The organism is Streptomyces sp. B5E4, from assembly GCF_039871555.1.
Lineage (GTDB): Bacteria > Actinomycetota > Actinomycetes > Streptomycetales > Streptomycetaceae > Streptomyces.
On sequence record NZ_JBDPMI010000038.1, the window covers coordinates 39,789 to 55,223 of the forward strand.

Annotated in this window: 14 protein-coding genes; 7 read left to right on the plus strand and 7 right to left on the minus strand. The window is 75.8% G+C overall.

Features of this window, described 5'->3' with window-relative positions:
• Positions 1-105: 105 nt before the first annotated feature.
• Both ABGA99_RS32620 and ABGA99_RS32625 read left to right on the plus strand, forming a co-directional pair.
• Positions 106-2,007, plus strand: coding sequence for an HSP90 family protein (locus tag ABGA99_RS32620; protein ID WP_347581204.1), 1,902 nt, complete (start codon positions 106-108; stop codon positions 2,005-2,007).
• Positions 2,004-5,246 carry a tetratricopeptide repeat protein gene (locus tag ABGA99_RS32625; protein ID WP_347584058.1) on the plus strand — a complete coding sequence of 1,081 codons (3,243 nt, stop codon included), beginning with the start codon at positions 2,004-2,006 and terminating at the stop codon, positions 5,244-5,246. The genes ABGA99_RS32620 and ABGA99_RS32625 overlap by 4 nt, the downstream gene beginning before the upstream one ends.
• A gap of 126 nt (positions 5,247-5,372) precedes the next feature.
• Here the strand turns inward: ABGA99_RS32625 and ABGA99_RS32630 are convergent, their stop codons facing one another.
• Positions 5,373-7,085: a DAK2 domain-containing protein gene (locus ABGA99_RS32630; protein ID WP_347584059.1), complete on the minus strand. Its 1,713-nt coding sequence runs from the start codon at positions 7,083-7,085 to the stop codon at positions 5,373-5,375.
• Positions 7,086-7,307: 222 nt separating this feature from the next.
• On the opposite strand from ABGA99_RS32630, the gene rpmB reads away from it, so the two are divergent.
• Positions 7,308-7,493, plus strand: coding sequence for a 50S ribosomal protein L28 (rpmB, locus tag ABGA99_RS32635; RefSeq protein WP_018839653.1), 186 nt, complete (start codon positions 7,308-7,310; stop codon positions 7,491-7,493).
• A 145-nt stretch (positions 7,494-7,638) separates the two neighbouring features.
• Here rpmB and thiD read toward each other — a convergent pair whose 3' ends face one another.
• Complete coding sequence (gene thiD, locus ABGA99_RS32640) at positions 7,639-8,487, minus strand: bifunctional hydroxymethylpyrimidine kinase/phosphomethylpyrimidine kinase (protein WP_347584060.1); 849 nt, start codon at positions 8,485-8,487, stop codon at positions 7,639-7,641.
• Positions 8,480-9,454: a thiamine-phosphate kinase gene (locus tag ABGA99_RS32645; RefSeq protein ID WP_347581208.1), complete on the minus strand. Its 975-nt coding sequence runs from the start codon at positions 9,452-9,454 to the stop codon at positions 8,480-8,482. The genes thiD and ABGA99_RS32645 overlap by 8 nt, the downstream gene beginning before the upstream one ends.
• Positions 9,455-9,591: 137 nt before the next feature.
• Here ABGA99_RS32645 and ABGA99_RS32650 point away from each other — a divergent pair, with 137 nt between their 5' ends.
• The gene (locus ABGA99_RS32650) at positions 9,592-9,825 is read left to right on the plus strand and encodes an Lrp/AsnC ligand binding domain-containing protein (protein WP_018839656.1); all 234 of its coding nucleotides are present in this window, start codon (positions 9,592-9,594) and stop codon (positions 9,823-9,825) included.
• 23 nt (positions 9,826-9,848) lie between these two features.
• On the plus strand, positions 9,849-10,436 hold the full coding sequence (locus ABGA99_RS32655) for a DUF3515 domain-containing protein (RefSeq protein ID WP_347581226.1): 588 nt from the start codon (positions 9,849-9,851) through the stop codon (positions 10,434-10,436).
• Positions 10,437-10,475: 39 nt separating this feature from the next.
• On the opposite strand, the gene ABGA99_RS32660 is transcribed toward ABGA99_RS32655, so the two are convergent.
• From ABGA99_RS32660 to ABGA99_RS32670, 3 genes are read right to left on the minus strand one after another with little or no spacing between them, the layout of a single operon-like run.
• The gene (locus tag ABGA99_RS32660) at positions 10,476-11,645 is read right to left on the minus strand and encodes a D-alanine--D-alanine ligase family protein (RefSeq protein ID WP_347584061.1); all 1,170 of its coding nucleotides are present in this window, start codon (positions 11,643-11,645) and stop codon (positions 10,476-10,478) included.
• Positions 11,646-11,677: 32 nt separating this feature from the next.
• Positions 11,678-12,718, minus strand: a complete 1,041-nt coding sequence (locus tag ABGA99_RS32665) for an NAD(P)H-dependent glycerol-3-phosphate dehydrogenase (RefSeq protein WP_347581210.1) — start codon at positions 12,716-12,718, stop codon at positions 11,678-11,680.
• Entirely contained in the window at positions 12,715-13,461 is a 747-nt protein-coding gene (locus tag ABGA99_RS32670) for a lysophospholipid acyltransferase family protein (RefSeq protein WP_347581211.1), read from the minus strand. The genes ABGA99_RS32665 and ABGA99_RS32670 overlap by 4 nt, the downstream gene beginning before the upstream one ends.
• Before the next feature lie 156 nt (positions 13,462-13,617).
• Here ABGA99_RS32670 and cofC point away from each other — a divergent pair, with 156 nt between their 5' ends.
• A complete protein-coding gene (gene cofC, locus ABGA99_RS32675; RefSeq protein WP_347584062.1) occupies positions 13,618-14,391 on the plus strand; it encodes a 2-phospho-L-lactate guanylyltransferase in 774 nt (257 codons plus the stop codon).
• Between the two features lie 24 nt (positions 14,392-14,415).
• On the plus strand, positions 14,416-14,619 hold the full coding sequence (locus tag ABGA99_RS32680; RefSeq protein WP_101421246.1) for a hypothetical protein: 204 nt from the start codon (positions 14,416-14,418) through the stop codon (positions 14,617-14,619).
• Positions 14,620-14,739: 120 nt separating this feature from the next.
• Here the strand turns inward: ABGA99_RS32680 and ABGA99_RS32685 are convergent, their stop codons facing one another.
• Complete coding sequence (locus tag ABGA99_RS32685; RefSeq protein WP_347581213.1) at positions 14,740-15,396, minus strand: HU family DNA-binding protein; 657 nt, start codon at positions 15,394-15,396, stop codon at positions 14,740-14,742.
• Positions 15,397-15,435: the final 39 nt, after the last annotated feature.

A 15,435-nucleotide genomic window follows, 5' to 3' on the forward strand; every position in this document is an offset into this window, starting at 1 on the left:
CGCGGTCCTACGATGGTCCGCCTCGAACTCCCCTTCGCGATCACCGACGCCGATCGGGATCGCCCGACCCGCGCCGCCCTTCCACCCCCCGCCGGCGCTCCCGTGATGACATCTGAGAACGCTGCGCCCGCCTCGTCCCACACCTTCCAGGTCGATCTGCGCGGGCTGGTGGACCTGCTCTCCCACCACCTGTACTCCAGCCCGCGGGTCTACCTGCGCGAACTGCTGCAGAACGCCGTCGACGCGGTCACCGCCCGGCGCGCGGCCGACCCCGGCGCGCCGGACCGGATCCGGCTGTACGCGGAGCCCGTCACCGGCGGCGCCGCGGAGGACGGCGGCGACCCGGCCGCCGGGCTGCGCGTCGAGGACAGCGGGGTGGGGCTCACCGAGGCGGAGGTGCACGAGCTGCTCGCCACCATCGGCCGCAGCTCCAAGCGCGCCGGGGGCCTGGAGTCCGCGCGGGCCGAGTTCCTGGGGCAGTTCGGCATCGGGCTGCTGGCCTGCTTCCTGGTCGCGGAGCGGATCCGGGTGGTCAGCAGGTCGGCGCGGGATCCCGAGGCGCCGCCGGTGGAGTGGACGGCCGCCGACGACGGTTCGTACACGGTACGGACCCTCCCCCCGGCCGCCCGCCCCGAGCCCGGCACCACCGTGTACCTGACGCCGCGGCCGGGCTGCGCCGAGTGGTTCGAGCCCGCCCGCGTCGCCGCCCTCGCCCGCGACTTCGGCTCGCTCCTGCCGTACGACGTGCGCGTCGGCGAGACGCCGGTCACCGAACTGCCCGCCGTCTGGGACCGCCCGTACCCGAGCCCGGCCGCCCGCCGGGTGGCGCTCGCGGGCCACTGCCGGGACGTCTTCGGCTTCACCCCGCTCGACTCCGTCGAGCTGGACGTGCCGCTCGCGGGCGTGCGCGGGGTCGCGTACGTGCTGCCGTCGGCCGTCAGCCCCGCCCAGCGCGCCGGGCACCGCGTGCATCTGAAGGGCATGCTGCTCACCGCGCGTGCCGAAGGGCTGCTGCCCGACTGGGCGTTCTTCGTCCGCTGCGTCGTCGACACCGACAGCCTGCGCCCGACCGCCTCGCGGGAGGCGCTGTACGAGGACGAGACGCTCCTGGCCGTACGGGAGGCGCTCGGCGGCGCCTTACGCGACTGGCTGACGTCGCTGGCCACCGGCGATCCGGACCGGCTCGCCCAGTTCCTCTCCGTGCACCACCTGGGCGTGAAGTCGCTGGCCAGGCACGACGAGGAGATGCTGCGCACGATGCTGCCGTGGCTGCCGTTCGAGACCACCGACGGGCAGCTTTCGCTGGACGAGTTCGCCCAGCGCCACCCGGTGGTGCACTTCACCCGCAGCGTGGAGGAGTTCCGGCAGGTCGCGCCGATCGCCTCCGCGCAGGGCATCGGCGTCGTCAACGGCGGCTACACCTACGACGCGGAGCTGGTCGAGCTGCTGCCGCGGGTACGCCCCGGGACCGCGGTCGCCGAGCTGGACCCGGACACCGTCACCGCGCACCTGGACGGCGTCGACCCGGCCGAGGAACTGGCCCTGTCCGGCTTCCTCGGCGTCGCCCGCGCCCGCCTCGATCCGCTCGCCTGCGACGTCGTGCTCCGCGCCTTCCACCCGCTGACGGTGCCCGCGCTCCATCTCGACGACCGCGCCGCCCGGCACGAACGGGCCCGCGCGGACGAGGAGGAGCAGGCCGACGAGCTGTGGGCGGACATCCTCGGCAGCCTGCGCGACGGCGCCCCGCGCGCCCGGCTCGTGCTGAACCACCGCAGCCCGCTGGTGCGCCGGATCGGTTCCCTCGGCGCCCCCGAGCTGGTCGGCAGCGCGGTCGAGGCCCTGTACGGGCAGGCGCTGCTGATGGCGCAGCGCCCGCTGCGCCCGGCCGACTCGGCTCTGCTGAACCGGGCGTTCGCCGGTCTGCTGGAGTGGGCGACGCACCCGCCGGGGGCCGCGGACCCCGCGGGCGGCGGCGACCGTGGCACCGGCGGGGAGGACGGCCGATGAGCACCTCTGCCCCCTCCCCCGGGCCCGCCGTGCCCCCCGCCGACATCCAGGCGTTCCGCCAGGCGATGCACGACAACGCGCAGGAGCCGGAGGGCCCCGGCCGCAACGCGGGCGCGGAGCGGCTGCTCGCCGAGGCGGAGCAGACGGGCCAGGCCGCATTCGTCGTCGAGGGCCTGATCCACCTCCTGCAGACGTACAACTTCAGCTCCGAGCAGGACAAGATGTTCGTCCCCTTCGCGCGGCTGCTGCGCATGTGGGACGAGCGTCCCGACGACTTCGACGAGGAGGACGCCCACCACCTGTTCTGGATGTTCAAGTGGGTCTCCTCCGGGATGACCGACCAGCCGCACATCCCGCTGGCGGCGATGGAGAAGTGGCTCGCCGAGATGGAGCGCCGCTACCGCCTCGCGGGCCACAGCGAACGTGCCGTGCGGCAGGCCGAGTACCACATCGCCGACCACGTCGGCGACGACGCGCGCGCCGCCCGCGCGTACGCCGCCTGGCGCGCCGCGGAGCGCGACGCCACGAGCGACTGCCACGCCTGCGAGCTGCGCGGCCAGGGCAGTTGGGAGGCGGGGCACGGGAACGACGCCGCGGCGCTGGAGCTGTGGGCGCCGGTGCTCGGCGGCGTGCACGCCTGCGCGCACGAGCCGCACGCCACGCTGGCGGAGTCGCTGCTGCCGCTGCTGCGGCTGGGCCGCGTCGACGAGGCGCGGGCCAACCATCTGCGCGGGCACCGGATGGTGCGGCGGATGGAGAGCATGCGGTTCGCGTTCGCGCGGCACGTGGAGTTCTGCGCGCTGACGGGCAACGAGGCGCGGGGTCTCGAACTGCTGGCGGAGCGTCCCGCGTATCTGACGGACCGGGGTGAGCCGTCGAGCCTGATGGCGTACCTGGCGGTGACGGCGCTGCTGGCACGGCGGCTGGCGGGGCTGGGCCTCGGTGCGGAGCCGGTGGTGGGCCCGCCGGGGGCCGGGAGTCCTGGCCGGGAGTGGACGGTCGCCGAGCTGGGGGCGTACGCGGAGCGCGAGGCGCTGGCGCTGGCGGCACGCTTCGACGCGCGCAACGGCACGGCGGCGGTGTCGGAAGGCGTACGCGAGCGGATGGCGCGGGAGCCGCTGGCGGAGCGGCTGCCGCTGGGGCTGCGCGTGGGCCGGCCCGCGCGGCGGGCCGCGGCTCGCACGGCCGGTGCCTCGGCGTCGCCCGCCGCCGCAGCACCCGCGGAACCTCCCGGGGTGGCGGAGTTGCTGGCCACGGCCCGGGAGCGGACGCAGGCCCGCCACCCCGACGCGGTACGGGCCTGGGCGGACGCGGCGCGCGCGGCGGCGGAGGCGGGCACCGAGCTGCCCGTCCGCGATCGCGCGGAGGTGACCGCCCACCGCGCGATGCACCCCGACACGGCGGTCGGCGAGGTCGCGGCCCTGCTCGGGACGGCGGCCGAGCTGTTCGAGGCCGCGGACGACCCGGGCCAGGCCGCGGCGTCGCGCGCCCGCGCGGCGTTCGCCCTGGCGCGCGCAGGCCGTGCGGAGGACGCCCTGGCGGCGGTCGCGGAGCCCTGCGCACGGGCGCTGGCGCTGCACGCGGAGGGCCGCGCCACGGCGGGCGAGGCGGCGTCGGCGCTGCTCTGCCGGGCCCGTATCCACACGATGCGCGGCGACACCGGCTCCGCGGACGCGGCACCCGGCGAGCCGCCCGTCCCGGACCCGGGCCCGCCCCGCACCGCCGCCGAGGCGGTGGCCGCGGTGCTGGCCTTCGCCGCGCCGTACGCGGACGATCCGGTCGTCGCCGGCCGGATCGCCGAGGCCCACGAACTCCGGGCCGAACTCGCCGCCCACCGCGGCGAGATGGAGCCCGCCGCGGCACTGTACGCGCAGGCGGTCGACGCGTACGCCGCCGCAGGCGTGCCCTGGTACGCGGTGCGGGCCCAGTCCGCGCTGGCCGCCATCGCCTCCCGGCTCGGCGACCGCGAGACCGCGGAGCGCGCCGCCCGCGGGGCGCTGGAACAGGGCGCCGTGCACGCCCATCCCGCCGGGCAGGCGGGCCTGCACCTGCAGCTCGCCGACATCCTCTGCAACACCGGCCGCGACGCCGAAGGCGCCGAGCACCTGCTCGAAGCCGCCCTCTGGGCCGACGAGGCCGGCGACGCCGCCGACATGGGCGCCTGGGCCCGCCACCACCTCGGCGGCGCCCTGCTCCGCCTCGGACGTGCGGCGGAGGCGGCGGCGGTGCTGGAGGACGCGCTCGCCGACCTGAGCGCGGAGCTGCACGGCGAGGACTCCCTGGTCCAGACCCGCTGGTGGCTGGGCGACGCCACGGGCCGGCTCAGGGAGCACAAGCAGGCGGCCGAGCAGTACGTACTGGCCGCGGAGATCACCGCGGGCCGGCCCGGGGGCGGCGGCCGCGACCACGCGATGCTGGCGACGCTGGCCGCGCAGTCGCTGAGCGCGGCGGAGCTCGACACCCAGGCCGCCCGCGCGTACGAGCGCGCGGGCGCGCTGTGGCGGGAGCTGGGTGACGTCCCGTCCCTGATCCGCACGCTCAGGGCCCGCGCCTGGCTGGCGCTGCGCCCGGCCCAGGCGGGACCGGAGGCGGGCCGGGCGCTGATGGCGGAGGCGGAGCGGGAGTTGACGACGGCCCTGGCGGCGACGCCCGGGCCCGGTGGCCCGGCGGGGACGGCCCCGGCCGCCGGGGACGGAGCGGCGGAGGACGCCGCGGCAGCGGCGGCCGCGGGAGCACCGCCCGTGCCCGGTACGCCGGTCCCGGACCCCACGGCCGCCCCTTCCTCCGCGCCGTCGGCGGGCGGCGATCCGCGACGGGGCGGAGCCGGCCCGGCCGCCGGTGGCGCCCCGGTCCGCGGGGGGCGCCGCGACGTCCTGCTCGCCGAACTGGCCGCCACGCACCGGCAGACCGGCGACCTGATCACCGCCGCCGTCGGCGGTACGCCGCACGACCCCGACGAGGCCGCCGCCGCCACCGCCCGGGCCGCGTACGAGGAGGGCCTGGCCCACGTCGTACGCGCCGTGGCCGGCTTCGCCGAGCTGGGTCCCGACTGCCGCGACGAGTACACCGGGGCCCACCTCCTCGCCGCCTGGCTGGAGGCCGACCTCGGCCGGCCCGGGGCGGCGGCGCAGCGAGCCCGCTCGGTGCTCGCCGCGTACGCGGACGACGACACCGCCACCGAGACCGCGCAGTCCCGCCTCGACGAGGCCCGGGCGCTGCTGACCTACACGGGCGACTGAGGCCGCCGCCGGGCCCTGACCGCCGCAGCACCCCGCACCGCAGGCATCGCCGCCACCCGGCGTTCGTGCGGCGGGATCGGCGGCCGGGGCCCCTCCGCCGGGCGCCGCCCCGCAGCGAGCGGCCCGCTACTCCACCCCGACCAGCAGCGGTGCCGACTGGCTGCCGCCCTCGTACACCACCGTGTCGACCGCCAGATGCCCGCCCCGTACGTGCGCCTCCAGACGGGCGCCGAAGCCCGCGGGCAGGTCCGGGCCCAGTACCAGCGTGACCAGCTCGCCGCCGCCCGCCAGCATCCGGTCGAGCACCGCCTCCGCGGTCTCCGCGAGGTCGGTGCCGACCACCGCCACGTCGCCCTCCACCACCCCGAGCACGTCGCCGGGGCGGCAGATCCCCGCCGTCGTCCACGCCTCCTGCTCCGCGACCGCCAGCTCCGCGTGCCGCGTGGCACCGGCCGCGGCCGTCATGGAGACCACGTCCTCGTCGAACCGACGCCCCGGGTCGTGCACCGCCAGCGCCGCAAGGCCCTGGACCGCCGCCCGCGTGGGGATGAGGGCCGCACGTATGCCGGACGCCCGGGCCTCCTCGACCGCCACGGCCGCGGTGTGCCGCAACTCCGCGTCGTTCGGCAGCAGGACGACCTCCCGCGCGCCCGTCCGCCGCATCGCCTCCGCCAACTCCCCGCTCGCGGGCGGCTCCCCCTCCCGTACGGTCACCACGCCCGCTCCCGCCTCCGCGCAGAGCGCCGCAAGCCCGTCGCCCGGCACGACGGCGACGACGGCCCGGCCCTCGTGCCCGCCGCCGGAGGCACCGCGCGGGGGCGCGGCGAAGGCGGCGCCGGCCGGGAGGTGGGTGATCTGGATGCGGTACGGGCGGCCGGCCTCGACGCCCGCCTCGACGGCGGCGCCGGCGTCGTCGACGTGCACGTGCACCCGCCACAGCCCGTCGCCGCCGACGACGACGAGGGAGTCGCCGAGCCCGTCGAGCCGCGGCCGGAGCCAGGTGACGGCCTCGTCGTCGGCCTCCAGCAGGTAGATCACCTCGTACGCGGGCCCGGCCCCGTCCGGCACCGCACACGCGCCGCCGTCGTCGCCGGGGTCGTGGCGGGCGGCGGTCCTGCGGCCGGCGGAGCCGCGGCCCGCCGGTCCTTCGAGCCCCAGCTCCGTGGGGCGGGCGGCACCGCTCAGCGCGTCGGCCAGCGTGCCCAGCACCGCCACCAGGCCCAGTCCCCCGGCGTCCACGACGCCCGCCCGGCGCAGCACGTCCAACTGCCCGGGCGTCGCGGCCAGCGCCTCCCGGGCGCCGTCGTACGCGCCCCGCGCCACCCGCGCCGCGTCGCCCGCGCCCGCCCCTTCGGCCGCCGCGGCGGCGGCGTCGGCGACCGTCAGCATCGTGCCCTCGACCGGGTGCTCCACCGCCGCCCGCGCGGCGTCCGCGCCCCGCCGCAGCGCAACGGCCAGCAGCTCCCCGGCGCCGGAGCCGGCGTCCGCACCGGAGGCCGCGTCCGACACCACCGCGCCCGTCAGCCCCCGCAGCAGCTCCGCCAGGATCGTCCCCGAGTTGCCCCGCGCCCCGATCAGCGCCCCGTGCGCCATCGCCCGCAGCACGTCGGCCACGGCCGGCTCCACGCCGCCGCCGTCCGCGCCCTCCGCCGCGAACGCCCCGTACACCGCGTCCACCGCCTGCGCCGCCGACTCCACGGTCAGGTAGAGGTTCGTCCCGGTGTCGCCGTCGGCGACCGGGAAGACGTTGACGGCGTCGATCTCCTCCCGGCCGCGCCCCAGCGCCTCCAGGGCCAGGACGCACCAGGCCCGCACGGAAGCGGCGTCGAGCACCTGCACAACCCCCTCGGAACGGACGACGGCACGGCCGGGTACGGTGTAGCCGCAGCGTAGCCGCTGGACCGGCGATTTCCTCCGCCGGGAAGCGCCGTAGTATGCTGCACAGGTTGCCCGGTCCCGTACCGGGCCTTCCTTCCCCCGGCACGGCCGACCTGCTCCTTTCCGGAGAAGGGCGCGCTGCCGGGATCCGACCGTACGTGCATCAGAAGCTTGGAGTGACCCGTGGCTGCCAACTGCGACGTCTGTGGCAAGGGGCCGGGCTTCGGCAACAACATCTCCCACTCGCACCGCCGCACCCGCCGCCGCTGGAACCCCAACATCCAGCGGGTGCGCGCCGTGGTCGGGGGGACGCCGAAGCGCCTCAACGCCTGCACCTCGTGCATCAAGGCGGGCAAGGTCTCGCGCTGACGTAGCGCAGCCGCCCACGCACGGCGAGCCGGTCCACCGCAGGTGGGCCGGCTCTCTCGTGTCCGCGGGGGCCCTCCGGGCCGTACGGGAAAGGGAGTTCACGCCCGTACGGAACGCGGGCCCGTGCCCTCACGGCACGCAGACCTCAGGTCCTCCGCCCCGCACCGCCAACGCGCCACCGCCACCCGTGGTCCACCGGCCCCGTCCCCTCCCCCAGCGGGAACCCCGCGGCGATCGCCCCCGTGACGTACTCCTTCGCCGCCGCCACCGCCTCCGGCACCGCCCGCCCCCGCGCCAGATACGCGGCGACGGCGCTCGCCAGCGTGCAGCCCGTGCCGTGGGTGTGCGGCACGTGGATCCGGGGCGCGCGTAGCCAGTGCTCCTCGGTGCCGTCCGTCAGCAGGTCCACGGCGCCCTCGTCCGCCGGCAGGTGGCCGCCCTTGACCAGCGCCCACCGCGGCCCGTACGCCAGCAGCGCCGCCGCCGCCCGCCGCATGCCGGCCTCGCCCGCCACCCGTATCCCCGTCAGCCACGCCACCTCGGCCAGGTTCGGGGTGACGACGGTCGCCACCGGCAGCAGCCGCGTCCGCACCACGTCCAGCGCCTCGGCGGCCAGCAGCCGGTCGCCGTGGGTCGAGACCCCCACGGGGTCCACCACGACCGGGGCGGGCGTCCCCGCCAGCAGCTGAGCGACGGCGGTCACCGTCTCGGCACCCGCGAGCATGCCGGTCTTGACGGCCTGGACCCCGATGTCGTCGACGACGCTGCGGAACTGGCCGCGCACCGCGGCCACCGGCAGCGTCCAACTGTCCTGCACCCCCAGCGAGTTCTGCGCGGTCACGGCGGTGATGACGCTCATGCCGTGCACGCCGAGCGCGAGCATCGTCTTCAGGTCGGCCTGGATGCCCGCGCCGCCGCCGGAGTCGGAACCGGCCACGGTCAGCACCCGCGGGGGCGCGCTCCCGCCGTCCCCGGCGCCCGCCGGCTCAGCCACCGAAGTGGTCCCAGCCGGCCGCGCCCCGCCACGGCTCGCCGTCGACCGTCACCTGCGCCGTCGCCGACGGCGCCTGCACCTCGCCCACGACCCGCCACCGCGCGGGCAGCTTCACCTGCGGCGGGAACGTCGCCACGATGGCGTGGTCCTCGCCGCCCGTCAGCACCCACTGCAGCGGGTCCACGCCCACCGCCTTGCCGATGTCCGCCATCTGCCCGGGCACGTCGAGGGCCGCGGTGCGGATGTCGATACGGACCTTCCCCGCCGCCGCGACGTGCCCGAGGTCGGCCAGCAGCCCGTCGCTGACGTCCGTCATCGACGTGGCGCCGAGCGCGGCCGCCGCCGGACCCGCCTGGTAGGGCGGTTCGGGGCGGCGGTGGGCCTCGACGAAGGCGCGGGGCGAGCGGAAGCCGCGGGCCAGCACGGCGTGACCGGCCGCGGACCAGCCGAGCCAGCCGGTCACCGCCACCACGTCGCCGGGGCGGGCGCCGGCGCGGGTGATCGGCTCGTGGCCCTGCATGTCGCCGAGGGCGGTGATCGCGAGGGTGATGGCGTCGCCCCGTACGACATCGCCGCCGACGACGGCGGCGCCGGCGACCTGGCACTCGTCGCGCAGGCCGTCCATCAGCTCCGCGGGCCAGGTGACGAGCAGGTCGGCGGGGACGACGAGGCCGAGGAGCAGGGCGGTGGGGACGGCGCCCATCGCGGCGATGTCGGCGAGGTTCTGGGCGGCGGACTTGCGGCCCACGTCGTACGCCGTGGACCAGTCGCGGCGGAAGTGGCGGCCCTCGATGAGCACGTCCGTGCTGGCCACGACCCGGCGGTCGGGGGCGCTGATGACCGCCGCGTCGTCCCCGGGCCCGATCCGTACCGCGGGGGTCGTGGTCAGCCGGGAGGTCAGCTCCCGGATGAGCCCGAACTCGCCCAGCTCCCCCACGGTGCCCTGGCCCTGCCCGTGGCCCCTCATCGGATCGCTCCTTCCGTCAACCCGGCGCCCGCGGTCTCGCCCGTCACGGCCGCTCCCGACCCTCCCGCGCCGGCCGGACTACGCGATACGGTTGCGTCTCTCCCCCCATGATCCTCGAAGCCGCCCCTGGAGGTTCCGTGGTACAGGCTTACATCCTGATCCAGACCGAGGTCGGCAAGGCGTCGGCCGTCGCCGAAGTCATCGCCAAGATTCCCGGAGTGATCCAGGCCGAGGACGTCACCGGGCCGTACGACGTGATCGTGCGCGCGCAGGCGGACACCGTCGACGAGCTCGGCCGGCTCGTGGTCGCCAGAGTCCAGCAGGTGTCGGGTATCACCCGGACCCTGACCTGTCCGGTCGTCCATCTCTAGGCCCCCCGTATGCTCGGCCGGTGATGAGCACACCGTCCCGGCCGCCCCGCACCTCCCGGCGCTCCGGCGCCGCGCGCCGCAGCGCACGGAGCGACCGCTCCGCCCTGCACTTTTGCCCCACCCGGCCATACCGCTCCGCTCTCCGCCTGCCCGCCGCGCTGCTGCTGCTCGCCGCCCCGCTCGCCTGCTCCGGGGGCGGCGGCGGCGCGCCGCAGGTGGCCGTACCGACCCCGCAGGGGAAGGCCGTGGACCACTGCCGCGAGCTCGCCGACCGGCTGCCCGGCACCGTCGACGGCCAGGAGCGCCGCGAGACCGATCCGGTCTCGGCGCTGACCGCCGGGTGGGGTGACCCGGCCGTCGAGCTGCGCTGCGGCGTGGCCAGGCCGGAGGTGCTCACGCCCGGGAGTGAACACTACAACCCCACCGCCGACGCGGTGAGCGTGAACGGCGTCGACTGGCTGTACGAGGAGCTGGACGACGGGGCCCGCTTCACCACCACGCAGCGCGGGGCGTTCGTGGAGGTCACCGTGCCCGGCGCGTACGCGCCCGAGGTGAACGCGCTGACGGACCTGGCGGAAGCGGTCGACACGTCCGTCCCGGGCACGCTCTGACGCCCTCGCGGACAACGGACCGGGGGCCGCAAGGGGCCGCTAGCGCAGCCCCGTCGAGCGGCGCAGCGCCGCCTGGATGAGCCGGTCGACCAGCTCCGGATAGCTGACGCCGCTCTCCTGCCACATCCGCGGGTACATCGAGATGGGCGTGAAGCCGGGCATCGTGTTGATCTCGTTGATCACGAACGCGCCGTCCTCCGTGCGGAAGAAGTCCGCCCGCACCAGGCCCTCGCAGGAGCACGCCTCGAACGCGGCGACCGCCAGCCGCTGCACCTCGGCGGTCTCCTCCCCGGTCAACGGGGCCGGCACGATCCCGTCGGCGGAGTCGATGTACTTGGCCTCGAAGTCGTAGAAGTCGTGGCTGGTGGTCGGCGGGATCTCGGCGGGCACGCTGGCCCGCGGCCCGTCCTCGAACTCCAGCACGCCGCACTCGATCTCGCGTCCGCTGACGGCCGCCTCGACGATGATCTTCGGGTCGTGCCGGCGCGCCTCGGCGATCGCGTCCTCCAGCGCGCCGAGTTCGCCGACCTTCGTGATGCCGATGGACGAACCGGCCCGCGCGGGCTTCACGAACACCGGCCAGCCGTGGTCGGCGGCGAAGTCCACGATCTTCTTACGGGCCGCCGCGCCCTCCTGCCCGGGGGCGCCCTGGTCCCACTCGCGCGGCCGGATCACCACGTACGGGCCGACCGGCAGCCCGTACGAGACGAAGACCCGCTTCATGTACTCCTTGTCCATGCCGACCGCGGAGGCCAGCACCCCGGAGCCCACGTACGGCACGCCGGACAGGTCGAGCATGCCCTGCAGCGTGCCGTCCTCGCCGTACGGGCCGTGCAGCATCGGGAAGACGACGTCGACCTCGCCGAGCGCCTTGGGCACCTGCCCCGGCTCGGCGTAGACGACCTCGCGGCTGCCGGGGTCGGCGGAGAGCACGACGGCGCCGTCCTCGGCCTCCTCGTCGACCAGTTCCTCCACGCGCGGCACCTGGCGGTCGGCGATGGCCATGCGCGCGGGGTCGTCCGCGGTGAGCGCCCAGCGTCCGTCGGCGGTGATGCCGATGGGCAGCACCTCGTACTTGTTCCGGTCGATGGCGCCCATCACGGCACCCGCGGTGACCACGGAGATGCCGTGCTCGGAGCTGCGCCCGCCGAAAACGACGGCGACGCGCGGCTTGCGGCCCTGGCTTTCGTAGGAGTGCTCGCTGCTCATCGCTCGCACACTACCCGCTGTGCCGGGGAACGTCAGTGTCCCTCCGCCTTGGCGCTGCGCGACATCAGCTCCTTCAGCGCCACGAGCGGCGGCTTCCCGTCGTGCACGATGCTCACCACGGTCTCCGTGAGGGGCATGTCGACGGCGTGTCTGCGGGCCAGATCGAGCACCGACTCACAGGACTTGACGCCCTCGGCGGTCTGCTTGGTGGCGGCGATGGTCTCGGCCAGCGTCATGCCGCGGCCGAGGTTGGTGCCGAAGGTGTGGTTGCGGGAGAGCGGCGAGGAGCAGGTGGCGACCAGGTCGCCCATGCCGGCCAGGCCGGCGAAGGTGCGCGGATCGGCGCCCAGCACGCTGCCGAGGCGGGCGGTCTCGGCCAGGCCGCGGGTGATGAGCGATGCCTTGGCGTTGTCGCCGAGGCCCATCCCGTCGGCGATGCCGACGGCCAGCCCGATGACGTTCTTGACGGCGCCGCCGAGTTCGCAGCCGACGACGTCGGTGTTGGTGTACGGCCGGAAGTACGGGGTGTGGCAGGCGGTCTGCAGCCGGCGGGCCACCTCCTCGTCGGCGCAGGCGACGACGGCGGCGGCGGGCTGCCGGGCGGCGATCTCGCGGGCGAGGTTGGGGCCGGTGAGCACGGCGACCCGGCCGCGTACGCCGTCGGGACCGCCCGCGACGCCCGCGCCGGCGCCCGCCTTGGCGACGACCTCCTCGATGACCTCGCTCATGCGCTTGGCGGTGCCCAGCTCGACGCCCTTCATCAGACTGACGAGCACGGTGCCCGGGCCGAGCAGCGGCGCCCAGTGCTCCAGATTGCCCCGGAGGGTCTGCGACGGCACGGCGAGCACGGTGAACTCGGCGTCCCGGGCGGCCTCGGCGGGGTCGGCGGTCGCGGTGACCGTGTCGGGGAGGCGTACGCCCGGGAGGTAGTCGGGGTTCTCGCGGGTGGCGTTGAGGGTGTCGACGAGCGCGGCTCTGCGGCCCCACATCGTCACCCGGCAGCCGGCGTCGGCCAGCACCATCGAGAAGGCCGTGCCCCACGACCCGGTGCCGAAGACGGCGCAGCGCGTCACGAGTTCTCCTTACGGTCCGCGGAGCGGCGGCGCTGTGCGGCGCGCACGGTCTTCGGGTCGAAGCGCGCCGCGGGCGCCTGCTCGCCGCGCAGCTCCTCCAGCAGGCGGGTGACGGCGTCCATGATGACCTCGGTGACCTCCGCGAGCACCTGCGGGGTGGGCTCCTTGCCGTAGAAGTCCGACAGGTCCACCGGCGGCCCGGCGAGCAGGTGGAAGGTCTTGCGCGGGAAGGGCCGGGGCTTGCCGTAGGGCGGCAGCAGTTCGTTGGCGCCCCAGTGGGCGACGGGAATGACGGGCGCCCTGGTGACGAGCGCGACCCGGGCGGCGCCGGTCTTGCCCTTCATCGGCCACAGGTCCGGATCGCGGGTGAGCGTCCCCTCGGGGTAGAACGCGACGCACTCGCCGTCCTCGACGGCTTTGACCGCGGCCCGGAATGCTTTGGAGGCGTCGGTCGACTCGCGGTAGACGGGAATCTGCCCGGTGCCGCGCATCACGGTGCCGACGACGCCCTTCTTGAACAGTCCGTCCTTCGCCAGGAACCGCGGCACGCGGCCGGTGTTGTACTGGAAGTGGGCATAGAAGAACGGGTCGAGATACGAGTTGTGGTTGACGGCGGTGATGAATCCGCCGTCGGCCGGTATGTGCTCCGCGCCACGCCAGTCCCGCTTGACGAGCAGCCTCAGCGGCGGCTTGCAGATGGCCGCGACCAGCCGGTACCAGAAGCCGATCCTCCGCCGTGACACGGTCCTTTTCACCTTCCCGGATTTTCCTCGGTGCACGTTTCGTGGCCGAAACAGTCTCGCCCCGGGTCTCACGTCTGTCGAGAACACCGTACGCCCATGTGACCGGCCCGCCCCGCCGCGCGGAGCACGGACAGGCGACAATGGGGCGTAACGACGATGACGAAACGCACGGCACCTGCGCAGACGGAACTCCCCGGCCGACCGGACCGGCGGCTCTGGCATGCCGTCGTACCGCTGAAGCCGCTGGCGCTGGCGAAGTCGCGGCTGGGCCCGGCGGCGGGCGAGCCGGGCCGGGGGCGGCTGGCGCTGGCGTTCGCGCTCGACACGGTGGCCGCGGCGCTCGACTGCCCTGCGGTGGCCTCGGTCACGGTCGTCACGGACGACGCCGAGGCGGCGCGGCAACTGGCTGCGGCGGGGGCGCGGGTCGTACCGGACACCCCGCGGGCGGGCCTGAACGCCGCGCTGACGCACGGAGAGCAGCGGGTACGGGCGGCGGAGCCCGGCGCCGCCGTCGCGGCGCTGAACGCGGATCTGCCGGCGCTGCGCCCCGCGGAGCTGGCCCGGGTGCTCGCGGCCGCGGGCGGCGGCCGGGCGTTCCTGGCCGACGCCCCGGGCGTGGGCACGACGCTGCTGGCGGCGGATGCGGGAGCGGCGCTGGCGCCGGGGTTCGGGGTGGCGTCGCGGGCGCGGCACCTGGCGTCGGGGGCGCGGGAGATCGGGCTGACCGGGGTGGACTCCGTACGGCAGGACGTCGACACGGGCGCGGACCTGCGGGCGGCGCTGGCGCTGGGGGTCGGGCGGCACACCGCGGCGGCGCTGGCCCGGCTGGAGGCGTACGGCGGGCGGGCCCGCGACCGGAACGGCCCACCGGACCGGTGCCCGGAGCACGCCCCGGGGGCCCGGGCGGCGTGCGACGGCGTGTGCGGCTGAGCGCCGGCCGGTAACCTGCCGCGCATGCAGGCCACAGCGTTCACGTACGACCCGCAGACCCGCAGCGGCAGCGTGCTCCTCGACGACGGCACGCCGCTGCCCTTCGACGGCGCCGCGTTCGCGGCGGGCGGGCTGCGGCTGCTCAGGCCGGGGCAGCGGGTGCGGATCGAGACCGAGGGCGCGGGCGAGGCGCGCAGGATCGTCCTGGTGACGCTGCAGACCTTCTGACGCTACGGACCGGGGCCCCCGCCCCGTCCCGTACGGCGGCGCACGGCCGGACCCGGACATGCCGCGGGCCGGTCTCCCCGAGGGGAGCCGGCCCCGCTTGCGGACCCTGCGCCGGGTCCGTCATCGCTTCCTGGCAGTGGTCTTCTTCGCGGTGGTCCGCCGGCCGGCGGCCTTGCGGGCCGGCGCCTTCTTGGCGGTCGCCTTCTTCGCCGGGGCCTTCTTGGCCGACTTCTTGGCGGCCGTCTTCTTGGCGGAGGCCTTCTTCGCCGCGGCCTTCTTGGCCGTCGTCTTCTTCGCCGAGGACTTCTTGGCCGCGGTCCTCTTCGCCGGCGCCTTCTTGGCCGCGGCCTTCTTGGCGGTCGTCTTCTTCGCCGCGGCCTTCTTGGCCGTCGTCTTCTTCGCCGCGGCCTTCTTGGCGGCGGCCTTGGCGGTGGTCTTGGTGCCGCCGGACAGGCTGCCCTTCGGGGCCTTCTTCACGGCCGTGTCGTGCTTCGGCAGTCGCTTGGAGCCGGAGACGAGGTCCTTGAAGCCCTGGCCCGCACGGAACCGCGGCACGGAGGTCTTCTTGACCCGGACGCGCTCGCCGGTCTGCGGGTTGCGGGCGTAGCGCGCCGGGCGCTCCACCTTCTCGAAAGAGCCGAAGCCCGTGACCGATACACGCTCGCCGGAGACGACCGCACGAATGATCGCGTCGAGGACGGCGTCCACGGCGTCGGAGGCCTGCTGGCGGCCACCCATCTTGTCGGTAATAGCTTCAACGAGCTGGGCCTTGTTCACGTCTTCCCCTTCGGAGGCATTGATTGCCGGAACGAAATG